Annotated in this window: 17 protein-coding genes; 8 read left to right on the forward strand and 9 right to left on the reverse strand. The window is 66.2% G+C overall.

The window, feature by feature from the left end; genetic code table 11:
* The first annotated feature begins 389 nt into the window (after nt 1-389).
* The 6 genes from BJF92_RS22815 to BJF92_RS22840 all read left to right on the forward strand — a co-directional run bounded on the left by BJF92_RS22815 (nt 390) and on the right by BJF92_RS22840 (nt 7,097).
* Nucleotides 390-1,427 (forward strand): Gfo/Idh/MocA family protein, encoded by a 1,038-nt coding sequence (locus BJF92_RS22815; protein WP_075637065.1) that lies wholly within the window; start codon nt 390-392, stop codon nt 1,425-1,427.
* 108 nt (nt 1,428-1,535) lie between these two features.
* Nucleotides 1,536-2,438: a sugar phosphate isomerase/epimerase family protein gene (locus tag BJF92_RS22820; RefSeq protein ID WP_075637066.1), complete on the forward strand. Its 903-nt coding sequence runs from the start codon at nt 1,536-1,538 to the stop codon at nt 2,436-2,438.
* Nucleotides 2,439-2,565: 127 nt separating this feature from the next.
* Nucleotides 2,566-3,795: an ABC transporter substrate-binding protein gene (locus BJF92_RS22825; protein WP_075637067.1), complete on the forward strand. Its 1,230-nt coding sequence runs from the start codon at nt 2,566-2,568 to the stop codon at nt 3,793-3,795.
* A 484-nt stretch (nt 3,796-4,279) separates the two neighbouring features.
* Nucleotides 4,280-5,182 carry a carbohydrate ABC transporter permease gene (locus BJF92_RS22830; RefSeq protein WP_075637068.1) on the forward strand — a complete coding sequence of 301 codons (903 nt, stop codon included), beginning with the start codon at nt 4,280-4,282 and terminating at the stop codon, nt 5,180-5,182.
* A complete protein-coding gene (locus tag BJF92_RS22835) occupies nt 5,179-6,006 on the forward strand; it encodes a carbohydrate ABC transporter permease (protein ID WP_075637069.1) in 828 nt (275 codons plus the stop codon). The genes BJF92_RS22830 and BJF92_RS22835 overlap by 4 nt, the downstream gene beginning before the upstream one ends.
* Nucleotides 6,003-7,097 (forward strand): ABC transporter ATP-binding protein, encoded by a 1,095-nt coding sequence (locus BJF92_RS22840; RefSeq protein ID WP_075637070.1) that lies wholly within the window; start codon nt 6,003-6,005, stop codon nt 7,095-7,097. Before BJF92_RS22835 ends, BJF92_RS22840 begins: the two co-directional genes overlap by 4 nt.
* 494 nt (nt 7,098-7,591) lie before the next feature.
* On the opposite strand, the gene BJF92_RS22845 is transcribed toward BJF92_RS22840, so the two are convergent.
* Nucleotides 7,592-8,506, reverse strand: a complete 915-nt coding sequence (locus BJF92_RS22845) for an AraC family transcriptional regulator (RefSeq protein WP_075637071.1) — start codon at nt 8,504-8,506, stop codon at nt 7,592-7,594.
* Nucleotides 8,507-8,811: 305 nt separating this feature from the next.
* Between BJF92_RS22845 and BJF92_RS22850 the strand changes: the two genes are divergently transcribed.
* The gene (locus tag BJF92_RS22850; protein WP_075637072.1) at nt 8,812-9,774 is read left to right on the forward strand and encodes an SDR family NAD(P)-dependent oxidoreductase; all 963 of its coding nucleotides are present in this window, start codon (nt 8,812-8,814) and stop codon (nt 9,772-9,774) included.
* Between the two features lie 311 nt (nt 9,775-10,085).
* Nucleotides 10,086-11,387, forward strand: a complete 1,302-nt coding sequence (locus BJF92_RS22855; protein WP_075637073.1) for an amidohydrolase family protein — start codon at nt 10,086-10,088, stop codon at nt 11,385-11,387.
* 16 nt (nt 11,388-11,403) lie between these two features.
* Here the strand turns inward: BJF92_RS22855 and BJF92_RS22860 are convergent, their stop codons facing one another.
* The 8 genes from BJF92_RS22860 to BJF92_RS22895 all read right to left on the reverse strand — a co-directional run bounded on the left by BJF92_RS22860 (nt 11,404) and on the right by BJF92_RS22895 (nt 22,258).
* Nucleotides 11,404-12,342: an MBL fold metallo-hydrolase gene (locus tag BJF92_RS22860; protein ID WP_075637074.1), complete on the reverse strand. Its 939-nt coding sequence runs from the start codon at nt 12,340-12,342 to the stop codon at nt 11,404-11,406.
* Between the two features lie 164 nt (nt 12,343-12,506).
* Nucleotides 12,507-13,571, reverse strand: coding sequence for an ABC transporter ATP-binding protein (locus BJF92_RS22865; RefSeq protein ID WP_075637117.1), 1,065 nt, complete (start codon nt 13,569-13,571; stop codon nt 12,507-12,509).
* Between the two features lie 189 nt (nt 13,572-13,760).
* Nucleotides 13,761-15,452, reverse strand: a complete 1,692-nt coding sequence (locus BJF92_RS22870; protein ID WP_075637075.1) for a glycoside hydrolase family protein — start codon at nt 15,450-15,452, stop codon at nt 13,761-13,763.
* A 3-nt stretch (nt 15,453-15,455) separates the two neighbouring features.
* Nucleotides 15,456-16,259 (reverse strand): carbohydrate ABC transporter permease, encoded by an 804-nt coding sequence (locus tag BJF92_RS22875; RefSeq protein ID WP_245294873.1) that lies wholly within the window; start codon nt 16,257-16,259, stop codon nt 15,456-15,458.
* A 97-nt stretch (nt 16,260-16,356) separates the two neighbouring features.
* Nucleotides 16,357-17,310 (reverse strand): carbohydrate ABC transporter permease, encoded by a 954-nt coding sequence (locus tag BJF92_RS22880; RefSeq protein WP_075637077.1) that lies wholly within the window; start codon nt 17,308-17,310, stop codon nt 16,357-16,359.
* 303 nt (nt 17,311-17,613) lie between these two features.
* Nucleotides 17,614-18,903 carry an ABC transporter substrate-binding protein gene (locus BJF92_RS22885; protein ID WP_075637118.1) on the reverse strand — a complete coding sequence of 430 codons (1,290 nt, stop codon included), beginning with the start codon at nt 18,901-18,903 and terminating at the stop codon, nt 17,614-17,616.
* Nucleotides 18,904-19,187: 284 nt separating this feature from the next.
* Nucleotides 19,188-20,192: a LacI family DNA-binding transcriptional regulator gene (locus BJF92_RS22890; protein WP_075637078.1), complete on the reverse strand. Its 1,005-nt coding sequence runs from the start codon at nt 20,190-20,192 to the stop codon at nt 19,188-19,190.
* 146 nt (nt 20,193-20,338) lie between these two features.
* Nucleotides 20,339-22,258: a putative bifunctional diguanylate cyclase/phosphodiesterase gene (locus BJF92_RS22895; protein WP_075637119.1), complete on the reverse strand. Its 1,920-nt coding sequence runs from the start codon at nt 22,256-22,258 to the stop codon at nt 20,339-20,341.
* Nucleotides 22,259-22,265 lie beyond the last annotated feature (7 nt).

A 22,265-nucleotide genomic window follows, 5' to 3' on the forward strand; every position in this document is an offset into this window, starting at 1 on the left:
CCGGCCGGCGAGCGTCACCGCATCGCGGCCATCCCGCTATCACAGCGCCAATCGGGCGGGATGGCCAGCACTTTCTTCACGTCCACAGCCCTTGCCGCTTTGCTGCAATCGCGAGGCGAACCACGGCGCGTGCGGCAACGCATCCATATCCGTTCTTGACAGCAAAATCAGATCATGCACAGTACCGTAAACGTTTACGGAACCGTTTCGCACGGGAATGTTGAAGGCCGGGCGGTCTTCGCATCGACACGCGGAGCGGGAAGGTGCGGGCGCGCGCAGAGGCGCCGATGCACCGCACTGACATGCATTGCGGAGACGGTGGGAGCCGATCCTTGCGACGCCTTGAAGACCGTAAGCGGGAGGAGACAAGAACCCGGAGGAGGGGTTTCGTGCGCAGGAAAACCGTTTTATGCGGCTGCGGAGCCATGGCCAAAGGCTGGCTCCGGGCGGTCGCCGAGCATGAGGGCTTGCGCGACCGCGTCGAGATCGCCGGCCTGGTGGATCTGAACCTGGACACGGCGCGGGCGCTGGCCGATGAATTCGGCCTGTCCGGTGCCGTCATCGGCAGCGATCTCGGACAGGTGATTGCGGAAACCGGCGCCGAGCTGGTCTTCGATGTCGTCGTGCCGGTGGCGCGCGCCGCCGTGGTGGAGACGGCGCTGGCCCATGGCTGCCATGTGCTGTCGGAAAAGCCGATGGCCGCATCGCTCGACGAGGCGGAGGCAATGCTCGAGCGGGCGAAGGCCGCCGGCCGCATCCATGCAGTCGTGCAGAATCGGCGCTATATTCCCGGCATTCGCCGGCTCAAGGCTTTCGTCGAGAGCGCCGCGATCGGCGATCTCACCGGCATTCACTGCGATTTCTTCATCGGCGCCCATTTCGGCGGCTTCCGCGATGTCATGGAGCATGTGCTGCTGCTCGACATGGCGATCCACACCTTCGATGCCGCCCGCTTCGTCTCGGGCAAGGCGCCGCTGGCCGTCTATGCGCATGAGACCAACCCGGCCGGCTCCTGGTACAGGGACGACGCCTCGGCCTTCGCCATCTTCGAGATGGCCGACAATGTCACCTTCACCTATCGCGGCTCCTGGTGCGCGGAAGGCGCCAATACCAGCTGGGAAAGCCAGTGGCGCATCACCGGGGCCCAGGGCACGCTGCTGTGGGACGGCGCCGACAGCTTCATCGCCCGGCGCGTGGCCGAGGACGAGGGGTTCCTGCGCGCGCAGGAGGAGATCATCGTGCCCGGCGCCCCGGATCTCAGCGAGACCCATGGCCATGCCAGCGTCATTGCCGCCTTCCTGACGGCGGTGGAGACCGGCACGCCGCCGGAAACGGCCGGTGACGACAATATTCGCAGCCTCGCCATGGTCTTCGCCGCCATCGAAAGCGCCGAGCGCCGCGCCCGCGTGGTGATCAGCCCGCTCTGAGGCGGGAAGGGACCCGGCTGCGGGGCGAGCCCGCACCAAGAGACACAGCCCACGGGCAGGCCGCCGAGCGACGCCGGCTTCGACCATGGCTTTGAAGGAGACAGACAGGTGAGCAACCCGGCACAATCCATCCGCATCGGCACCATGATCAGCGCTTCGGGCGGCGAGGCGGCCAAGCGCATCGGCCAGATCGCCGATCTGGGCTTTGAAAGCTTCGAGCCCTTCTTCTGGCAGACCACCAACGGGCAGGATCTGGCCGAACTCGGCAAGCGCTGCCGTGAGGCGATCGGCGCACGCGACATCACCATGTCCACGCTCGGCATGTTCGGCAATCCGCTGGAAACCGAGGCGATGGACCTGGAAACGCTGCAGGGCTGGAAGGACTGCATCGACAATGCCCATCACTTCGGCGCCACCTGCGTGGCCGGCTTCACCGGGCGTGTGCGCGGCAAGCCGCTGACCGACAGCCTGCCGCGTTACAAGGAAATCTGGAGCGAGCTGTCGCGCCGCGCCGCCGACAAGGGCGTGAAGATCGCCTTTGAAAACTGCGCCATGGACGGCAACTGGCAGAGCGGCGACTGGAACATCGCCCACAATCCCGACGCCTGGGAACTGATCTTCAACGAGACGCCGGAGGATCATATCGGGCTGGAATGGGAGCCCTGCCATCAGATGGTCTATCTGATCGATCCGATCCCGCAGATCCGCAAATGGGCGCACAAGATTTTCCACGTGCATGGCAAGGACGCGACCATCCGCTGGGACGTGATCCGCGAGCACGGCATCTTCGGCAAGCTGCCCTTCGTCTTCATGCGCACGCCCGGCTTCGGCGACACCAACTGGACCGACGTGATCTCCGAGCTGAGGCTCGCCGGCTGGTCCGGCTCGATCGACATCGAGGGCTGGCACGATCCCGTCTATCGCGGGGAGCTGGAAATGACCGGGCAGGTGCACGGGCTGAACCACCTCAAGCGCTGCCGCGGCGGGGATTTCGTCACCGATCCCGCCTGACCGGCCGAGACCGGCGGGGCGCGACGCTCCGCCCGTGATTGCCCGAGGCCCGCGAAGAGGAGCGTGGGCCCGGGGCATGCGAGAGCATCGCACCGATGCTCGAGATCACCCCACCATGGAGGATGATATGGGGATCAAGACCACGCTTCTGGCCGGCCTTCTGGCCGGCACCGTCTCGGCTTTCGCGCTTCCGGCGCTGGCGGAAGACGTCACCATCACCGTCTGGTCGCTGGACAAGGACACGCAGCCCGCGCCGAACCTGATCAAGGATTTCAACGCCTTGAACAATGGCATCAAGGTGGAATACCGCCTGTTGCAGTTCGATGACGTGGTCAGCGAGGCCATGCGCGCCTTTTCCACCGGGCAGGCGCCCGATATCATCGCGGTGGACAATCCCGAGCACGCGCTGTTTGCCTCGCGCGGCGCCTTTCTCGACCTGACCAGCCGGATCCAGACCTCGAGCGTCATTAAGCCGGATAATTACTTCCCCGGCCCGCTGAAATCCACCATCTGGGACGGCAAGAATTACGGCGTGCCCAAGGCCACCAACACCATCGCGCTCTACTACAACAAGGACATGTTCAAGGCGAAGGGGCTGGACCCGAACGCGCCGCCGCAGACCTGGGACGAGCTGGTGGAGGCCGCCCGCAAGCTGACCGACCCGGCCAAGAACGTCTATGGCCTGGCCTTCTCGGCCAAGGGCAATGAGGAAGGCACCTTCCAGTTCCTGCCCTGGGCGCAGATGGGCGGCGGCAGCTATCAGCACATCAACACGCCCGGCGCGGTCAAGGCGCTGCAGACCTGGAAGACCATTCTCGACGAGAAGCTCGCCTCACCCGACACGCTGACGCGCGGGCAGTGGGACAGCACCGGCACCTTCAATTCCGGCAATGCCGCCATGGCGATCTCCGGCCCCTGGGAGCTGGACCGCATGGTGCAGGAGGCCAAGTTCGACTGGGGCGTTACCCTGCTTCCCGTGCCGGAAAAGGGCGCGCCGCGCTCCTCGGCCATGGGCGATTTCAACTGGGCGGTCTTTTCCTCCACCAAGCATCCGGACGAAGCCTTCAAGGTCATCGAATATTTCGCCTCACAGGACGACAAGATGTTCGAGCGCTTCGGCCAGCTGCCGGCCCGCAAGGACATCGAGATCAAGCCGACGGGCAATGCGCACAAGGACGCGGCGCTGAAGGTCTTCCTCGAACAGCTGCAATATGCCCAGCCGCGCGGGCCGCATCCCGCCTGGCCGAAGATCTCCAAGGCCATCCAGGACGCCATCCAGGCAGCCTTGACCGGCCAGATGAGCCCGCAGGAGGCGCTGGACCAGGCGGCCAAGAAGATCCAGGCGGTGCTGGGCTAGGCTGGTTCGGTCTGCGTCGGCGCCAGCCCCCTCACCCTGCCCTCTCCCCGTGGGGGAGAGGAGGCCAGTGGCCGACCCGGCGGCGCGTTTTGCGGCGGCTGTTCTGCTCCGCAGGCTGCGAGGATGCCTTGTGCTCGTAGCTTGAGGGTAGGCCGGGCGCGTGCCGCAAGGTCTCTTCTCCCCGGTCGGGTGCCGGCAGGCAGATGAGGGGCCGCCACCTTGCCGCCTTTCGTCACCATGAGACGGGGGTCGCCCTGCCCAATCTCCATGCCCGGACGCCACCCGTCCGGGCATCGCCTTCCTCCCCCGCGGGGGCCGTGGCCGACGAGACGGCGCGGCCTCCGTCGGGGGCGGTCAAAGCCGCCGGTGCGCGAACTGTCCGCCGGCCTTCGCCCCGTTCGCGCCGAAGCTTTCGGCGCGGGCCAAGATCCGGCGCGCCGGGCTTTGCGGAGCCCGAAGGCATGCGTTCCCATAGGGGGTTTCGATGAAAAGCATATTTTCCAGCCTGCGGGACGGGCGCGGCTTCGATGTCAGCCTCGTCGCCTTCCCCATGGCCTTTCTCTTTCTGCTGTCCGGCCTGCCGCTCGTCTACAACATCGTGATGAGCCTGCAGGAGGTGGACATGTTCTCGCTCGGCACCTTCGCGCGGCCCTTCGTCGGCCTAAAGAATTATGCCACGCTGTTTTCCCAGCCCGAAACCTGGCCGATCCTGAAGAACACCGCGCTGTTCGTCACCGCCTCGATTGCCGGCCAGTTCCTGATCGGCTTCGGGCTGGCCCTGTTCTTCTGGAACGAATTTCCTGGCGCCAGCTGGCTGCGCGGCCTGTTCCTCGTCTCCTGGGTCATGCCGGGCCTGGTGGTGGGGGCCATCTGGAACTGGATTCTGTCAGGCGATTTCGGCGTGCTGAACTATGTGCTGCGCTCGGCCGGCCTGATCTCCGGCAATATCTTCTGGCGCTCCGATCCGGCCTTCGCGCTCTGGGCGGTCATCCTCGCCAATATCTGGCTCGGCATTTCCTTCAACATGATCCTGCTGTCCGTCGGCCTGTCCTCCATCCCCAAGGATCTGTTCGAGGCGGCGGAGCTGGACGGGGCCGGCGCCTTCGCCCGCTTCTTCACCATCACCCTGCCGATGATGCGCGCCACGATCGGCGCCGTGGTCTCGCTGGGGCTGATCTTCACGCTGCAGCAGTTCGACCTCTTCGCCGCGATCACCTCGGGCGGGCCGAACAATGCCTCCAATGTCGCGCAATACTGGGCCTGGGACCTCTCCTTCCGCCAGTATGATTTCGCGCAAGGCGCGACGATCTCCGTCATCATGATCGTCTTCGTCATGATCGCCTCGGTCATCTATGTGCGCTCGACGCGCCAGGAGGTGCGCGGATGAGCGAGACCTGGCGCAACCGGCTGCTGCTCGCCGTCGCTCTCGGGCTCGCGGCCGTCTATCTCTTCCCGCTCTACTGGATGGTGGTCACCTCGCTGAAATCGGGCTCGGCTATGTTCGCGACCCCGCCGAGCTTCTGGCCGAGCGAGCCGCAATGGCAAACCTACGCTTACGTCTGGCAGAGCCGTGACGTCGGCCGCTATCTGTGGAATTCGCTCGTCATCGCGCTTGGCGCCGTGGCGCTGGTCACGCTGCTGGGCACCGGCTGCGCCTATGTGCTGGCGCGCTACCGCAATGTCTGGATCGATATCGGCCTGTTCCTCATCCTGATGCTGCAGGTGCTGCCGGCCTCGCTGATGGTGACGCCGATCTTCGTCGGCTTCTCGCAGTTCGGCCTGCTCGCAACCCCGCGCCTCGCCGTCATCCTGGCGATCGCGGCCAAGGCCATGCCCTTCTTCGTCGTACTGGTGCGCTCCACCTTCATGAGCGTGCCGGCCGAGCTGGAAGAGGCCGGGCTGGTGGACGGCAATTCCCGCCTCGGCGCCTTCCTGTTCATCGTGCTGCCCTTGGCGCGCAACGGCATTCTCGTCTCGGCCATCCTGATCTTCATGCAGGCCTTCGGCGAGTTCGTCTATTCCAAGTCGATGATCCAGGCGGCGGAGCTGCAGCCGGCCTCGGTGGGGCTGAATTCCTTCATGGGGCCCAACACCAACGAATGGAACAACATCATGGCCTTTGCCGCGATGTATGTCGGCCCGATCCTCGCCCTCTTCGTCCTCTTGCAACGCCGCATCGTCTCCGGCCTCACCTCGGGAGCGCTGAAATGACCGCCCAGATCGAACTGACTGAGGTCAACAAGCATTATGGCGCCTATCACGCGCTGAAGAATATCAACCTGTCGATTGCCAAGGGCAGCTTCGTCGCGCTCGTCGGCCCCTCCGGCTGCGGCAAGTCCACACTGCTGCGCTCGCTTGCGGGGCTGGAAAAGATCACCGCCGGGCGGCTGACCATTGCCGGGGACGAGATGACATCCGTGCCGCCGCGCAAGCGCGACATCGCCATGGTCTTCCAGTCCTATGCGCTCTATCCGCATATGACGGTGGAGGAAAACCTGGTCTATCCCCTGCGCATGCGCGGCGTCTCGAAGACGGAGGCCCGGGCCAGGGCGCAGGACGTGGCCGGCTTCACCGGGCTTTCCGGCCTTCTGACGCGCTATCCGCGCCAGCTTTCCGGCGGCCAGCGCCAGCGCGTGGCCATGGGGCGGGCGGTGATCCGCAGCCCCAAGGCCTTCCTCTTCGACGAGCCGCTCTCCAATCTCGACGCCGCCCTGCGCGTTTCCATGCGCAAGGAGATCCGCGCGCTGCATGACCGGCTGGGCGCGACCTCCGTCTATGTCACCCACGACCAGATCGAGGCCATGACCATGGCCGATCATGTGGTGGTGATGAAGGATGGGGTGATCGAGCAGCAGGGCGCGCCGCTGACCCTCTACGACCGCCCGGAAAACCGCTTCGTCGCCGGCTTCATCGGCTCGCCGGCGATGAACTTCGTCGCCGCCCATGGGATTGACAGCGCCTCCATCGCGCTCGACCTGCCGGGCAGGCCGCAGATCGCCGTGTCGCGCCATGGCGAGGCACCGCTCAAAGCAGGCCAGGCAGTGGTTGCGGGCCTCAGGCCCGAACATCTGCGCATCGTCGAAGGGGAGGGGGCCGGGCAGACGGGCATAGGCCGCTTCACCCTGCCCGTGCGCCTGATCGAATCCACAGGCTCGCTCACCTATCTCAGCCTCGGCGAAACAGGCGAGATCGCGCTGGTCGAGCACGGCCGCGAACAGCTGCGCCCCGGCGACCGCCTGACGCTGAGCATCGACCCGGCGCTGGTCCATCTGTTCGATCCGCAGACCGGGCGGCGGGTGTGACTGACAGGCTGGCCTCTGCGAGTGGCGCAAGGGGCAGCTCATAGTCCAGCCGAACCGGCGGCGCGGTGCGGGCCGGGCGAACCGCCGCATGGGAGAGGACACCGATGCCTCAAAAGCCGAACGCGCCGCCGGCTGCGGTCAGCGGCATCCGTGCCGCGAGCACGGTTCGCCATGATCGCCAGGGCATAGGTCACTGCCTTCCGCTGGCATGACGAAAGCCTGACGGGGCGCCGTTCCTCCCGCATTCGCCGGTGGCGGTGACCGCTTTCGTGAAGCCGCAGCTGACATCGGGAAGGGGAGGGATGCAAAGATCGATGGGATGGCGGTGACGCGCGTGCCTTCGGTCAATTCAAGGCCCACGCGCTCCTCCCTGCGAGGGCAATCGGACTAAAGATCCTGCGCGGTGCGATGGAATGAGCGTGCTGCTCAAGGCCCTTTCATCGGCGGCATCGTCTTGTCGATCCTCGTTTCCCGTCGGCCAGAGGGAGGATGTGTCAGGCCATGGCGCCGGCCTCCGCCCGCCCCCCGCGCAGGCGGGCGGCGTCGCGCAACGGCGGGGCGCCGAAGAGGCGGGCATATTCGCGGCTGAACTGCGAGGGGCTCTCATAGCCCACCGCATAGGCGACGCGGGTCGCATCGCCGCTCGTCGCCAGCATCCGCCGCGCCGCCTGAAGCCGCAGCGCCTTTTGATATTGCAGGGGGCTCATCGCCGTGACCGCCTTGAAGTGGCGGTGGAAGGTCGGCACGCTCATGCCGGCAAGGCCGGCCAGCGTTTCCGTGCGGATCGTCTGGTCGTAATGATCGCGGATCCACAGGAGCGCGCGGCGCACCTGGGCGAGGCGGCTGTCTTCGCGCACCAGCTGCCGCAGCATCGGCCCATGCGCCCCCTGCAGGAACTGATAGAGCACCTCGCGCTGGCGCGACCTGGCCAGGAAGGCAATATCGGCCGGCCGGTCGATGAGCGCCAGCAGATGATCCCAGGCCTCCAGAAGCGAAAGGGTGACCGGCGCGACGCCGAAGCCGGCCGCCGGCATGGCTTCGGGCGCCGGCGGAAGATCGGCCAGGAGCTCGCTGAGCAGGTCGCTGTCGAGCGCCAGGCTGGCGACGATATAGGGCTCGTTCTCGCAGGCTTCGATCACGCAGCCGGCGGCCGGCAGGTCGAGCGAGGCGACGAAGCATGTCGCGGGATCGTAGCGCAGCACCCGGTCGCCGATCGTCACCTCCTTGGCGCCGCGCAGCACGAGGCAGGCCATGGGCTGATAGAGCGTCATCACCGAATGATGGCCTTGCCGGGCAATGCCGATGGACACGCCCGGCAGCCCGACATCAGGGGACGCAAGCCCCGGGGCGGTCTCGCCGCCGCCATGGCGCAGAACGCGCCGGCACATTTGATCAAGCAGCTGCTGCATGGGGCGATGATCGCCGATCTCACCGGCGCTGCCAAGGGATTGGCGCTTGAAATGAGAGGATCAGGCAAGGGAACGAGCCGATCGGGCAGGCAAATCGCAGCGGGATCGACCAGATGAGACAGGTGAGACACAGGGTCTCCTCACAGTCTGTTCAAGACTTGCTGTTGGTCTGACGAAAATGGTGATTTCGAGAACCGGAGCGCAGCGTACTTGAGGTACGTGAGCACCGGAAGCGCAGAAATTGCCATTTGCAGGCGGCCAACGGCGATTCTTGGACGGACTGTCAACGGAAAGGCGGACTTCCCATGACCAACTCAGGAGCGACACTGACGACGGATGACGTGCTGGCCGGCAGGGATCTGCGCGGCAAGCGCGTGCTGATCACCGGCACCTCGGCCGGTCTCGGCGTCGAGACTGCCCGGGCGCTCGTGGCCCACGGCGCCGAAGTGGTGGGCGCGGCGCGCGATCTCGACAAGGCCGAGCGCGCCACGCAAGCCGTGCGCGCGGCGGCGACGGCTGGCGGCGGCGGCTTTTCGCTGGTCGCGCTCGATCTCGCCTCGCTTGCCAGCGTGCGGGCCTGCGCCGACAGCCTGCTGGCCGATGCCAGGCCCTTCGACATCATCATCGCCAATGCCGGCGTGATGGCCCCGCCCTTTGGCCGTACGGCGGAAGGCTTCGAAACCCAGTTCGGCACCAATCATCTCGGCCATTTCGTGCTGATCAACCGCATCGCCGGCCTGCTCGGCCCCGGCGGCCGGCTGGTCAATCTCGCCTCGGCCGGGCATCGCTTCGCCGATGTCGATCTCGACGATCCGAATTTCGAGCGGGACGCCTATGATCCCTGGGTCGGCTATGGCCGGTCCAAGACCGCCAATGTGCTGTTCGCAGTCGAGTTCGACCGGCGCCATCGGGCGCGCGGGGTCCGCGCCGCCGCCGTCCACCCGGGCGGCATCCGCACGGAGCTCCTGCGCCACATGACGCCGGCCGAAGAGGAAGCGCTCATCAGCTCGATCAACGCCGGTCATGCCGCCGCCGGCATGCCGCCTTTCGTCTTCAAGTCGATCCCGCAGGGCGCGGCGACATCCGTCTGGGCGGCGGTCGTCGCCGAGGCCGAGGCCATTGGCGGGCGCTATTGCGAGGATTGCCATGTCGCGGAAATCCAGGACGGCGAGGGCATAAGGGGCGGCGTCCGCCCCTACGCGCTCGACCCCGACCGCGCCCGCGCGCTCTGGGCCAAGAGCGAGGAGCTGGTGGGCGAGCGCTTCTAGCATCGGACCGAAAAGTGGCACCCGGTTTTCGGAATAATCCGATGCGAAAACAGAATCTTGGAGCATCGGACCGAAAAGCGGGCACCGGTTTTCGGGTTGGCACCCTGAAGCCTGTCGCGCCAAAGGCGTGACAGGCTTTGCGATAAAGCCGCGCGAAAACAGAAGCCTGAACCATGTTGCGCGGGTCCCTATCATCGACACTTGGTATAAGGGAGGATATCGCCGATAAACCGTTCGCGTCGTGGACTGTGTGACGATCGTCCGTCCGATGCCCGAACGCCCCAATTTCCGAATGCCTTGGGAGGCCTCTCATGTTCGATCTCATCCTGCGCAATGCCAACCTGCCCGATGGCCGCGAAGGTCTCGATATCGCCATCCGCAATGGCCGGATCGCGGCCGTCGAGCGCGGCATTGCGGCGCAGGCCGGGGCGGTGATCGATGCCTCGGGCCGGCTGGTGAGCCCGCCCTTCTGCGATCCGCATTTCCATATGGACGCCACGCTCTCGCTCGGCCTGCCGCGCATGAATGTCTCGGGCACGCTGCTCGAAGGCATTGCGCTGTGGGGCGAGCTGCGGCCTCTCTTGACGAGGGAGGCGCTGGTGGAGCGGGCGCTGCGTTATTGCGATCTCGCGGTGTCGCAGGGGCTCCTGTTCATCCGCAGCCATGTGGATACCTCCGATCCGCGCCTGGTGACGGCCGAGGCGCTCCTGGAGGTGCGCGAGAAAGTGGCGCCTTACATCGATCTGCAGCTCGTCGCCTTCCCGCAGGATGGCTATTATCGCGCGGCCGAGGGCGTGGCGGCGCTGACGCGGGCGCTCGACATGGGCATCGAGATCGTCGGCGGCATCCCGCATTTCGAGCGGACGATGGAGGACGGGCGCCGTTCGGTGGAGGCGCTCTGCCGGCTCGCGGCCGAGCGGGGCCTGCGCGTGGACATGCATTGCGACGAGAGCGACGATCCGCTCTCGCGCCATATCGAGACGCTGGCCGCAGAAACCATCCGCTTCGGCCTCAAGGGCCGCGTGGCCGGCTCGCACCTCACCTCCATGCATTCCATGGACAATTACTACGTCTCCAAGCTGATCCCGCTGATGGCGGAGGCGGAGGTGGACGTGATCGCCAATCCGCTGATCAACATCATGCTGCAGGGCCGGCACGACACATACCCCAAGCGCCGGGGGCTGACGCGGGTGCGTGAGCTGATGACGGCGGGGCTCAATGTCTGCTTCGGCCAGGATTGCACCATGGACCCCTGGTATTCGATGGGCTCGGCCGACATGCTGGAGGTCGCGCATATGGGCATCCATGTCGGCCAGCTCGGCGGCATCGAGGACAAGAAGCGGGTCTATGAGGCCGTGACCGTCAATTCCGCCCGCGCCATGGGGCTGGAAGGCTACGGGCTCGAGGTCGGCTGCAAGGCCGATCTGGTGGTGCTGCAGGCCGCCGACGTGATCGAGGCCGTCAGGCTGAAGCCGACGCGGCTCCTCGTGCTCAAGGGTGGCAAGGTGGTGTCGGAGACGCCGGCGCGGGTCAGCACGCTCACGCTCGAGGGACGCCCTGCCAGCATCGACATGGGACTGGACTATCGCCCCCGGGCGGGGGTCGAGGGGTAACTGTCTCGCGGTTGGCTCAGGCTGCGCCCGGCGCCTGCCGTCGCGCCGCAAGCGTGGCCGCGAGATTGGTGGCGTGAAAGCCCTCGTAAAAGGCGCGGGTGTCGGCATCCATGCCGGATGGAAGGGAAACGAGATCCTCCAGCCGCAGGCCCGTGCCCTCAGGGGAGAGCGGAAGAGCTTCGCCCTCGCCTGAAAGGTCATGGCCGGCCGGGGCCTCGGCCGTGGTCGCCAGCGCTGCGACCCGCTGTTCCAGCGCGTCGAAATAGGCGATGTTTCCGGCCACCAGCGCCGGGTCGCAGCTGCGGCCGTGGGCGGTGACGACGAAGGCGGCATCGAGCGCCTGAATGCGTGCCAGCGAGGCGCGCAGCTGATGCAGGTCCCCCGGCGTGCGGCTCCAAACCTCAGGAATGGGCATTTCCACCGCATCGACCGCAAGGCAGGTGCGGATTTCGGGAATCCAGACGGCGAGATGATCCGGCGTGTGGCCGGGCGTGTGGATCAGCTCGATGGTCAGATCGCCGCCGTCGAGCTGGAGACCGCCGTCGAAGGTGATCTCGGGCGCCACCAGCGTCACGCCGGCGAAACGCGGATCCTCGGCCTGCTTCTGCGCCAGCGTCTGGCGCGCGGCGGGTGCGGCAAGCCGGTCGCGGGCGGCCGCATGGGCGATGATCGGGCCGCGCCCCGCAAGGGCGGCATTGCCCCAGAAATGGTCCCAGTCCATATGGCTGTTGACGATCGTGAGCGGCCGCGTGCCGAGATCGGGAAAGCGGCTGCCCAGAAGCGCCAGCGCCGTCCGGCAATCGTCAGGCGTGCTCAGCGTGTCGATCAGCAGATCGAAGCGCTGCGTGCGCACGAAAGCGGCATCCACTTCCTCGCCCGCGCGCAGGAGCACGATGCGGGGATCGAGGCCGGGATAGGTCGCCAGTTCGATGACGGGCGGGGCGGGCGTGGACATCGGCAGGCTCCGGGAAAGGGAAGGAGACGACGGGCTGTCAGCGACAGGCCGTGACCCCTTCTATCCTTCACAGGCGGCATGAGCGAGAGGCGACGGGGCCTGCGCGCGAAGGTGCGGTCTCCCGCGCCCCCATCCAATCCCCATCGACTGGCCGCAGCCGCCCCTCAGTTCACCCCGCCGCGCTCGGCGAGGCGCCGGCCGCCGGCATCAAAAAGGTGGAGGCGCGACAGGTTGGGGCTGAGATGGACCGTCTGGCCCGGCTCCAGCGCCAGGCGCTCCTTGGTGACGACGGTGATGTTTTCCTCTCCCAGGCGCACCACCAGATGGGTTTCGGCGCCCGTCGGCTCGACCACGGCGATGGTGGCCGGCACGCCCTGGTCCGACAGTGTGATGTCCTCGGGGCGGAAACCATAGGTCGCCGGCGTGCCATGGAAGCCCTGGGGCAGCGGCAGGCTGGTCACGCCGTCCGTAAGCCGGAAGGCACCATTTTCCACCCGGCCTTCCAGCAGGTTCATCGAGGGCGAGCCGATGAAGGCGGCGACGAAGGTGTTGGCCGGGCGGTCATAGAGCTCCAGCGGCCGGCCGACCTGCTCCACCACGCCGCCGCGCATGACGACGATGCGGTCGGCCATGGTCATGGCTTCGATCTGGTCATGGGTGACATAGACGGTGGTGGTCTTCAGCCGCTGGTGCAGATCCTTGATCTCGGCGCGCATGGTCACGCGCAGCTTGGCGTCGAGGTTGGAGAGCGGCTCGTCGAACAGGAACACCTGCGGATGGCGCACGATGGCCCGGCCCATGGCCACGCGCTGGCGCTGGCCGCCGGAAAGCTGGCGCGGCAGCCGGTCGAGCAGGGGGCCGAGTGCCAGGATATCGGCGGCCTCGCGCACGCGCTTTTCGATCGAGGCCTTGTCGACGCCCTGAAGCTTCAGCGCGAAGCCCATATTCTCGGCCACCGTCATATGCGGATAGAGCGCATAGGACTGGAAGACCATGGCGATATCGCGCTCCTTCGGCGCGACATCGTTGACCACGCGCCCGCCGATGCGGATCTCGCCGGCGGAAATCTCCTCCAGCCCGGCGAGCATGCGCAGCAGCGTGGACTTGCCGCAGCCCGAGGGGCCGACGAGCGTGACGAACTCGCCGTCTTCGATATCGACCGAGACGCCGTGAATGACGGGCACGGAGCCGTAGTGCTTCTCCACCCGTTCGATGCTGACCGATGCCATGATGGTCTCCTCAAGATCATGGGCGCAGCTCCCTCCCGGGCGGATCGCCTCCGGCTTCGGACGCTGCGGCAAAAGACAAGATGCGTTCTTTTCACGCATCGGACCGGAAGCCGGCTTCCGGTCCGATGCCTTGCGAAGGGCGGCGCGTCCTCATGCGGGCGCCGCGCCGTCGGCTCGTGGATCAGGCGCTCACAGCGAAAGCGCGAAGGCCTTGGCCGACAGGGCCTCGCCGCCTTCGGCCAGCCGCGCGGCTGTCGCGGGCGCGAAGCTCTTCAGCCGCTTGGTGCCGCTCCAGCGGCCGCCATCGGCGAAGACCTCGATCGAGCCACAATCGAGGAAAATGCGGATCTCGCTGGCCGCTGCCTGGCGGGCGAGATAGCGCGGCGACGGCTTTTCCCCCGACACGCCATAGAGGATTGCCAAGCCATCCGCCGTCTGCTCCACGCCGAGCGCCAGCTCGGGATGGTCGATGTCGAGGCGGAAGGCCGTGCCGGCTTGCGGCAGCGTCAGCAGGATTTCGGCCGCGCCGGAGCCCAGCGCCATGCCTTCGGGCCGATGCAGTGCTGTGGCGTCGAGCGGCGCCTGGCGCAGGGTTTCCGCCGTGTCGAGCGGCGGCGAGAGCAGGGCCTTTCCGTCCAGAACCAGTTTGCGCGGCAGCGTCATGGCGCTGTGGAAGTCGATCTTCTTCGAGACGTCGGTCCAGTTGGCGAGCCAGGCGATCATCACCGTCTCGTCGCCATCGCGGAAGCCCTGGAAGGCATAGGCATCCGTGCCGAAATCCAGCTCCTGCTCGAATTCGGGCGTGAAGCGGGCGCCGTCGAAGCGGCCGACCGTGGCGATCGTCAGGTTGCGCCGGCCGGTGTCGGGGCAGCGGCTGGTGAGCAGCGCGAAGATCAGCGCCCAGCGGGTCTTAGGATCTTCCGGTGCGCCGAGCGGCAGGATGCAGGGGCATTCCGCCGCCGTCATGCCGAAGCGGTTCTCGCGGTGGAGCAGGCCGACATAGCGCCAGCCGGTGGCACCCTCGACATCGTCGGTCTCATAGAGCAGCACGATTCCGCCCTCGCGGTCGCGGCTGCCGAGCAGCATCTTGAAGCGCCCGTCCGGACCCTTGATGACATAGGGGTCGCGGAAATCGAGCGTCAGGTTCAGCCCCTCGGGCCGCCCGGGCACGACGAGTTCGGCCGGGCCGGCGGTCACGCCATCGGTGGAGACGGCGCTCCACTGGTTCTGCTCCTCCGGCTCCCGGTCCTTCACCTGCTCGGTGAAGAAGACGCGGATGCCGCCCTCGGCCGTGGGGATGGCCGAGCCGGAAAAGGCGCCGCCGAGCCCGTCGGCCGTCTTCGACAGCGCGTCATTGGGAAAGAGGAAGATGGGCAGATGGCGCCAGCGCAGGAAATCCTCGGAGACCGCATGGCCCCAGTGCATGGTGTTCCAGCGCAGGCTGTGGGGATAGTGCTGGTAGAACAGATGCGGCCGGCCGCCGAACCGGCCGAAGCCGTTGGGATCGTTCATCCAGCCGAAGGGCGGGACGAAGTGATAGAGCGGCAGATGCGCCGGCGGCGGATTGAGCGGGCCATGGAACAGCGGCGCGATGCCCTCCTCCATCACCTTGTCGGGCTGGAAGGCATAGGCCGCCGAGAGCGCGGTGACCGCGGGATCATAGGCGATGACGGCCGCGCCGCCGGCCTCTGCCTTGAGCGTGCGGAAGGTGAATTCCTGGGCATTGTCGGCCACGGCCTCGCCGGCCGGGCGGCCGTCGAGCGTCAGCGTCACGCGCGCCGGCCGGCCGGCGTCCAGCGCCTTCAGCCAGAGATGCAGTTCGCTGCCGGGTGCAAGCGTCGCCGTCACGGCGGCGGAGAGCGATGGAGATTGTTCGGTCATGGCTTAACCCTTGATTGCCGAGCCGACGAAGGAACTGACGAACCAGCGCTGGAAGGCGAGATAGAAGGCGAGGATGGGGAGCATCATCAGCACGGAGGCCGCCATGGCGCGGTCCCAGAAGATGCTGTCCTGGCCGAAGAAGGTGGCGATGGCGACCGAGATCGGCCGGGCATAATCGGTCTGGGTGACGAGGATCGGCCAGAGATACTGGTTCCAGGCCTCGATGCCCATGAGGATGGAGACGGTGGCGAGCGCCGGCAGGCTGAGCGGCAGGAAGATCGAGCGATAGACCCGGAAGACCGAGGCGCCGTCCATCTCCGCCGCTTCGAACAGGTCCTTCGGCAGCTGCGCGAAGAACTGGTAGAAGAGGAAGGTGTAGAGCGGGCTTGCGATCCAGGGCACGATCTGCACCGCGAAGCCATCGGTGATGCCGGCGCGCGAGACCATGATCACCAGCGGCATGATGATGCTTTCCTGCGGGATGACATAGAGCGCGATGACGATGGCCAGCACCACGGCGCGCCCGCGCAGCGACCCCCAGGCCAGCACGAAGCCGGCCATGGAATTGACCACGAGACCCCCGACCACGGTGCAGAACAGGATGATCAGCGAATTGAGCAGGTAGCGGCCGAAGGCCAGTTCGCCGGAGAAATGCGCGACCTCGGCGAAATTGTTGAGCGTCGGGTTCGACACCCAGAAGGCGCGGAAGGTGCCCATATCGGCCAGGATCTGGAAGCGGTCGTCCTTCAGGCTGGCGACAGCCAGCAGGAAGAGCGGCGAGACGATCACCAGCGCGATGATCAGCATGCAGGCGGCCTGCACGGCGCGGTAGGCGTTGAAGCGCCGGCGCCGGAGTGCGGGAACCTTGGCGGCCGGGGTGAGCGGGCGGGAGGCAAGGGCTGTGTCAGACATCGTAGCGCCTCAGGAGAAAGCGTTGCAGGAGCGCGATGACGAGGACGATGAGGAAGAGGATGACCGAGACGGCGGAGGCATAGCCGAGCTTCTGCTCCTCATAGCCGATGCGCACCATGTAGTGGACGACGGTTTCGGTCGAATTCTTCGGCCCGCCCTGGGTGAGGATCGCCACCTGGGTGTAGAGCTTGAAGGCCTGGATCGTGGTGATGACCAGGACGAAGACATGGGTCGGGCGCAGGCCCGGCATGGTGACATGCCAGAAGCGCTGCAGCGCATTGGCGCCGTCGATGCGCGCGGCATCGTAAAGCTCCTCGGAAATGCCCTGGAGCCCGGCCAGATAGATGATCATCTGGAAGCCATAGGCCTGCCAGGCCGAGAGCAGGACGATCGAGACCATCGCCCAGTTCGGATCGCCCAGCCAGTCGATCGGCTGGATCGTGCCGAAGGAGAGGAAGCCGAGGATCTGGTTGAACGGGCCTGTGGGATACTGGAACAGCGTGGCCCAGATCACGCAGACCACCACCATGGAGGTGATCGCCGGCAGGAAGAACAGGCCGCGGAACAGGTTGCGGAAGGGGATCTTCTGATGCAGCAGCAGCGCGGTCAGGAAGGCCAGCCCGCACTGGACCGGGATGATCCAGAGGGTGAAGCGCGTGACGTTCCACAGCGCCGTCCAGAACAGGGGATCGTTGAAGATCCGGATGAAATTGGCCAGGCCGACGAAGCGCACGGGAGTGGGGCGCGGCACCAGCGGCTGGTTGGTCATCGCCGTCCAGAAGGACAGGATGAAGGGCGCGATCAGGAAGACCGTCATCAGGATGACGGCCGGGGCCAGCATGCCCATTTCCTGGAACAGCCTGGCACGGTCGCGCCGACGGCCCTTGGGGCGGGCAGGCTGCGGTTTGGCCACGGCGGACGCCGCGCCGGCAGATGGAATGCTCATGACGATCTCTCCTGCGGCCGGCGGGCCGCCTCCGCGTCCTGGTGCATCGGACTGAAAACCTTCCGCAGTCCGACGCTCCAGACTTTTGTTTTTGCCCCGGATTTTTCCGAAGACCTGAAACCGGTCTTCGGCGCGATGCGCTGGCGCATGTCTTCCGGCGGTCGTTCCCGGCACTAGAGCATCGGACTGAAAACAGTCCTCAGTGCGATGCTCTAGATTTTTGTTTTTGCATCGGATTTTTCCGAAAACCGGTTCCCACTTTTCGGTCCGATGCTCTAAGCCGGAAACGACCGGGCTGATGGCTTACTGCGCGCCGTTGAAGGGCGGGTAGCCGTCATTGTCGGTGATGTCCTCGTCGATCTTCTGCGCGGCCTCGCTCAGAGCCGACTTCACGTCGCCCTTGTTGAAGATCTTGTCCACGGCCTGCATGTAGGCGGCGGTGATCGCCGGATAGGCCGGGTGCGGCGGACGCGGAATGGCGGTCTTCGAGGCCTGCTCGAAGGCGACGGCCAGCGGGCCGCCTGCCGCATAGAGCGGGCTTTCGGCGGCGAAGCTCTTCAGGCCGGGATAGGCCGACTGCGACTTGGCATAGTCGCGATAGGCCTTGTCCTTCAGCATGAAGGAGATGAACTTGCCGGCGATGTCGGGGTGCTTGGAGGCGGTGGTGATGCCCCAGATCCAGGTGCCGTCAGGCGACGCGCCCTTGGCGCCGAACTTCGGCAGCGGCATGACGACGACGTCGTCCTTCATCGCGGCCGCGGCTTCTGCGTAAAACCAGTGACCGCCGAAGGCGAGCGCGGCCGGATGTCCTTCCGCGTAGAACTGGTTGGTGCCGGCGGACTGCGGCACGATCCAGCCCTTGTTGACCCAGGTCTGCATCATGGTCATGGCGTCGACGCAGGCCTGGCTGTCCAGCGTGCCTTCCGACTTCCAGCTCTTGCGGTCGATCAGGTCGCAGCCTGACGATTGCAGGATCGGGCTATAGGCATAGGTGATCCACTCGGTCTTGATGCCATAGCCGCGGAAGGTGTCGATCGGCCATTTCACGCCGTCGAGCTTGGACAGCTTCTCGAGATTGGCCTCGAACTCTTCGCGCGTCCAGGCGTCGTCCACCGACTTCGGAATGCGCGCGCCGATCTTTTCCAGGTATTTGCGGTTGCCGTAGAGCACGACCGAGCTGTCGGTCAGGCCGATGCCGTAGAGCTGCTTGTCGATGACATAGGTGCCCTGGGCGATGTTGGACTCGGTCATGTCCGAAAGCACGTCGGCGTCGATCACGTCCTTGATCGGAGAGAGATAGCCGGACCAGACGTAATTGGCGAGGAAGGGCGCGTCGAGCTCCATGATGTCGGGAAGCTGCTTGGCCATGACGGCGGCCGAGAACTTCTCGTTATAGGCATCGTGCGGCGCATAGATCAGCTCGATGTCCACGTCGGGATTGGCTTCCTCGAAGCGCTTGGCGAGGTCGCCATAGGCGGCCACCCAGCCCGGATCGCCCTGATGCATCATCTTGATCACGGTCTTGGCCTGAGCGCCGGCCGCGAAAGCCAGCAGAGCGGCGGCGGTGGTCGCCAGAAGTAAACGTTTACCCATCATGATATCCTCCTCCTTGGGGTCGTATCGATTGCCTGCCACAGGCCGCCCCTCCCTCGGGGAACGCCTGAATTTCCTGGGACATGCGCAGCCTTCCGGCTGCATCCTCCCGGCGGTGGCGCCCATGCTGCGCCGCGCCGCCGAACTCCTCGTTTTCCTGCCGCTGCCGGCCTTGGCTTCACCTCAGACCGAGCGCCGCTCCACCATCTGGCCCGGCCGCGCCGCCGCTCCCGCAGCGTTGCCGAATTCCCACTCCCGCGGTCTTTCATGGTGCAGCCTTTGCCTCAGACCGAGCGCCGCTCCACCATCTGGAAAGGCAGGCGGCGCACCTCCGGCGGCACGGGATCCGTGCTCAGGAGGATGTCGGCCGCCATGCGGCCCATCAGCCGGTGCGGCAGGGCCATGGTGGTCAGCGGCGGATCGAGCCTGGAGGCGATGTCCACCTGATTGTCGAAGCTCGCCACCGCCACGTCGTCGGGGATGCGCCGCCCCAGGCGGTGCAGCGCGGCATAGACTTCCATCGCCACGCGGTCATTGCCGCAGAGCAGGGCGTCCGGCGGGTTCGGCCCGTCGAGGAGCGCCGCGACATGATGCGCGACGAGGCTCGGCGCGCGGTCGCTGTAGATCGCCCGGCGCACCGCCGGCAGCACCGGCATGGTGCCTTCGTTTAGGCCCGCTTCCGTCAGCGCCCGGCGAAAGCCCTTTTCGCGCAGCTCCCCGGCGAGCAGGCCCGGCAGATTGATAAAGGCGAGCGAGCGGCGGCCGGCCTCGATCAGGTAGCGGGTGATCTCATGCGCCGCGCCTTCCTCATCCGGCACCAGCGACAGCACGCGGCCCTGCGCCTCCTGGCAATTGATCATCACGCCCACCACGTCGCCCGCCCCTTCAGGCAGCGCCACGGTCTTGTGATACATCGCGGCATAGGCGATGGCGCGCGGGCGGAAGCGCCTGACCTCCTCCAGCACCGCGCCGACATCGCGCCGCCCGCCCAGCGTCATGGCGAAGACCGCCATGTCGGCCGAGCGTGCCGCGCTGTCGAGGCCGCGGATGATCTCGGTGGCGAAAGGCGAGGTGATCAGGTCATCCGCCACCAGCCCGATCAGCGGCATCCAGCCCTGGCGCATGGAGCGCGCCGCCAGATTGGTGACATAGCCGAGCTCGGACGCGATCTCGAGGATCCGCTCCCGCGTCGCCTCCGCCATGCGCGCGGAACCGCCATGCAGCGCGCCGGACACCGTCTTCACCGAGACGCCGGCAATCCGGGCGATGTCGTTGAGAGAGGCGGCCAAGGCTGGGTCCGTTCCGGTTTGGGTTATCGATTACCCGAACTCCTAACCCCGAAGCCGGGGGCTTGTCAATCGGCCTTGATAAGTGTCGAAGAAACGTCGCCGTCAGGCGCATCCTGGGAAGGGCGGAGAAGACGGCGCGCCTGCGGTCACACCGCCAGGCGCTGCTGTGCGAAATCGGCCAGGAAGGCCGGGATCTCTTCTGCGTCCATCGGCCGGGCATAGAGATGGCCCTGGACCAGCGTCGCCTGCAATTGCTGCAGCACGGCCAGTTCCTCGCAGGTTTCCACGCCTTCCACGACGCATTCCAGGCCCATGTCACGGCTGAGGGCCAGCACGGACTTGACGATCTTGTAGCTCGCCGGACGTTGATGCAGGCCGGAGACAAAGCTGCGGTCGATCTTCACGCGGGTGAGCGGCAGGGCATGCAGCCGCGTCAGGCTGGAATAGCCGACGCCGAAATCATCCAGCGAGATGCGACAGCCGAGCGCGCGCAGCCGCTCGACCGATTGTTTGACCTGGTCGAAATCATAGGTCAACGCCGTTTCGGTGATCTCGAAATCGATGCGGTTGGCCGGCAGGCCGCTGTTTTCGATGATGGCGATCAGCGTGGTCACCCCATCCGGCGAGGCGAGATCCTGCGCCGAGAGATTGAAGGCGAGGCAGACAGAGTCCGGCCAGGTGGCGGCCACCGCCAGCGATTTCTGCAGCAGCGCGCGGGTCAGATGGGAGACGAAGCTCGTCCGTTCGGCCACCGGAATGAACTGCGCCGGCGGCACGCGCCCGAGCACCGGACTGTCCCAGCGCGCGAGCGTCTCGAAGCCTTCCACCGTCCCATGGACGATGTCGACGATCGGCTGGAACACGATCGACAGCTCGCTGGCGAGGTCGGCCTGCTTCAGCGCCTGCTCGATGCGCGCTTCCGCATTGATCGTACGCTCATGGGCGGTGGAGAACAGCACGGCGCTGCCGCGCCGCATCCGCTTGGCGTGATAGAGCGCGTAGTCGGCGCGGTCGAACAGCTGTTCGCAGGTGCTGGCCAGATCGGGATAGACGGCGATGCCAAGCGAGGCCGCGACCTTGGCCGTGGCCTTGGCAAGCGCGACCGGCTGCTGGATGATCTCGGCCACGGCCATCGCCTGTTCCACGAGACGGCCGTCTTCGGCCGCCCGGACCGTGACGATGGCGAATTCGTCGCCCCCTAGGCGAAAGGCCTTGCAGCCCTCCGGCAGCGTCATCAGCCGCTGACCGATCTCCATCAGCAGCCGGTCGCCGGCCGAATGGCCATAGACGTCGTTGACCGGCTTGAAGCCGTCGAGGTCGAGCAGCGTCAGGGCCAGCCGGGTTCCGTCCTGCCGGGCGCCGTCCAGCGCCTGCTCCAGATGCGAGAAGAAGGCGCGGCGGTTGGGCAGATCGGTGAGGCGGTCGATATTGGCCAGCCGGAGATTCTCGTCCCCCAGCGCCCGCGTGCGCTGCTGCGAGACGATCATCTGCTCGAAATTCCGGTAATTGGTGAACAGGATCGACAGCATGCCATAGCAGACCAGCGCGACATTGATGGTCACGGCCGCGAAGGTCAAATGGCCCATGGCCAGGAAGAAGGTGACGAAGGCGCCATTGACGATCAGCGTGACGATCAGGGCGGCGGAGCGCACATGCATCAGGCAGAAGATGCAGGAAATCACCGTGATGGCCATGTAGAAGGCGACATGGGAGCGCGCATAGGCATCGCCATAGGGCACCAGCAGGAAGGACCAGGTGGTAAAGGCGACGGCGATGCCGACGGCCAGCCTGTTCGTTCCCTGCAGCACGCGCAGCGCCTGTTCGGCCGAAGGCTCCTGGAAGCGCACGCGCCGCCAGAACATGAGGCGCTTGGCGCAGATGAGGGTGAGAACGGCGGGAACGCCGATCGCCAGCCAGAGCGGCGTGCTGCGCATATGGGTGACCGCCAGTGCCCAGGTGCTCGACAGCAGGATGAAATACATCATCGGCATCTGGCGCGTGAAAGCCTGATACTGCGCTTTCAGAAGCTCCGGATTGTCCGAGGCCACGGTGAAGAGCCGGGCCATCGCGCCG

The sequence above is a fragment of the Xaviernesmea rhizosphaerae genome (assembly GCF_001938945.1).
Taxonomy (GTDB): Bacteria; Pseudomonadota; Alphaproteobacteria; order Rhizobiales; family Rhizobiaceae; genus Xaviernesmea; species Xaviernesmea rhizosphaerae.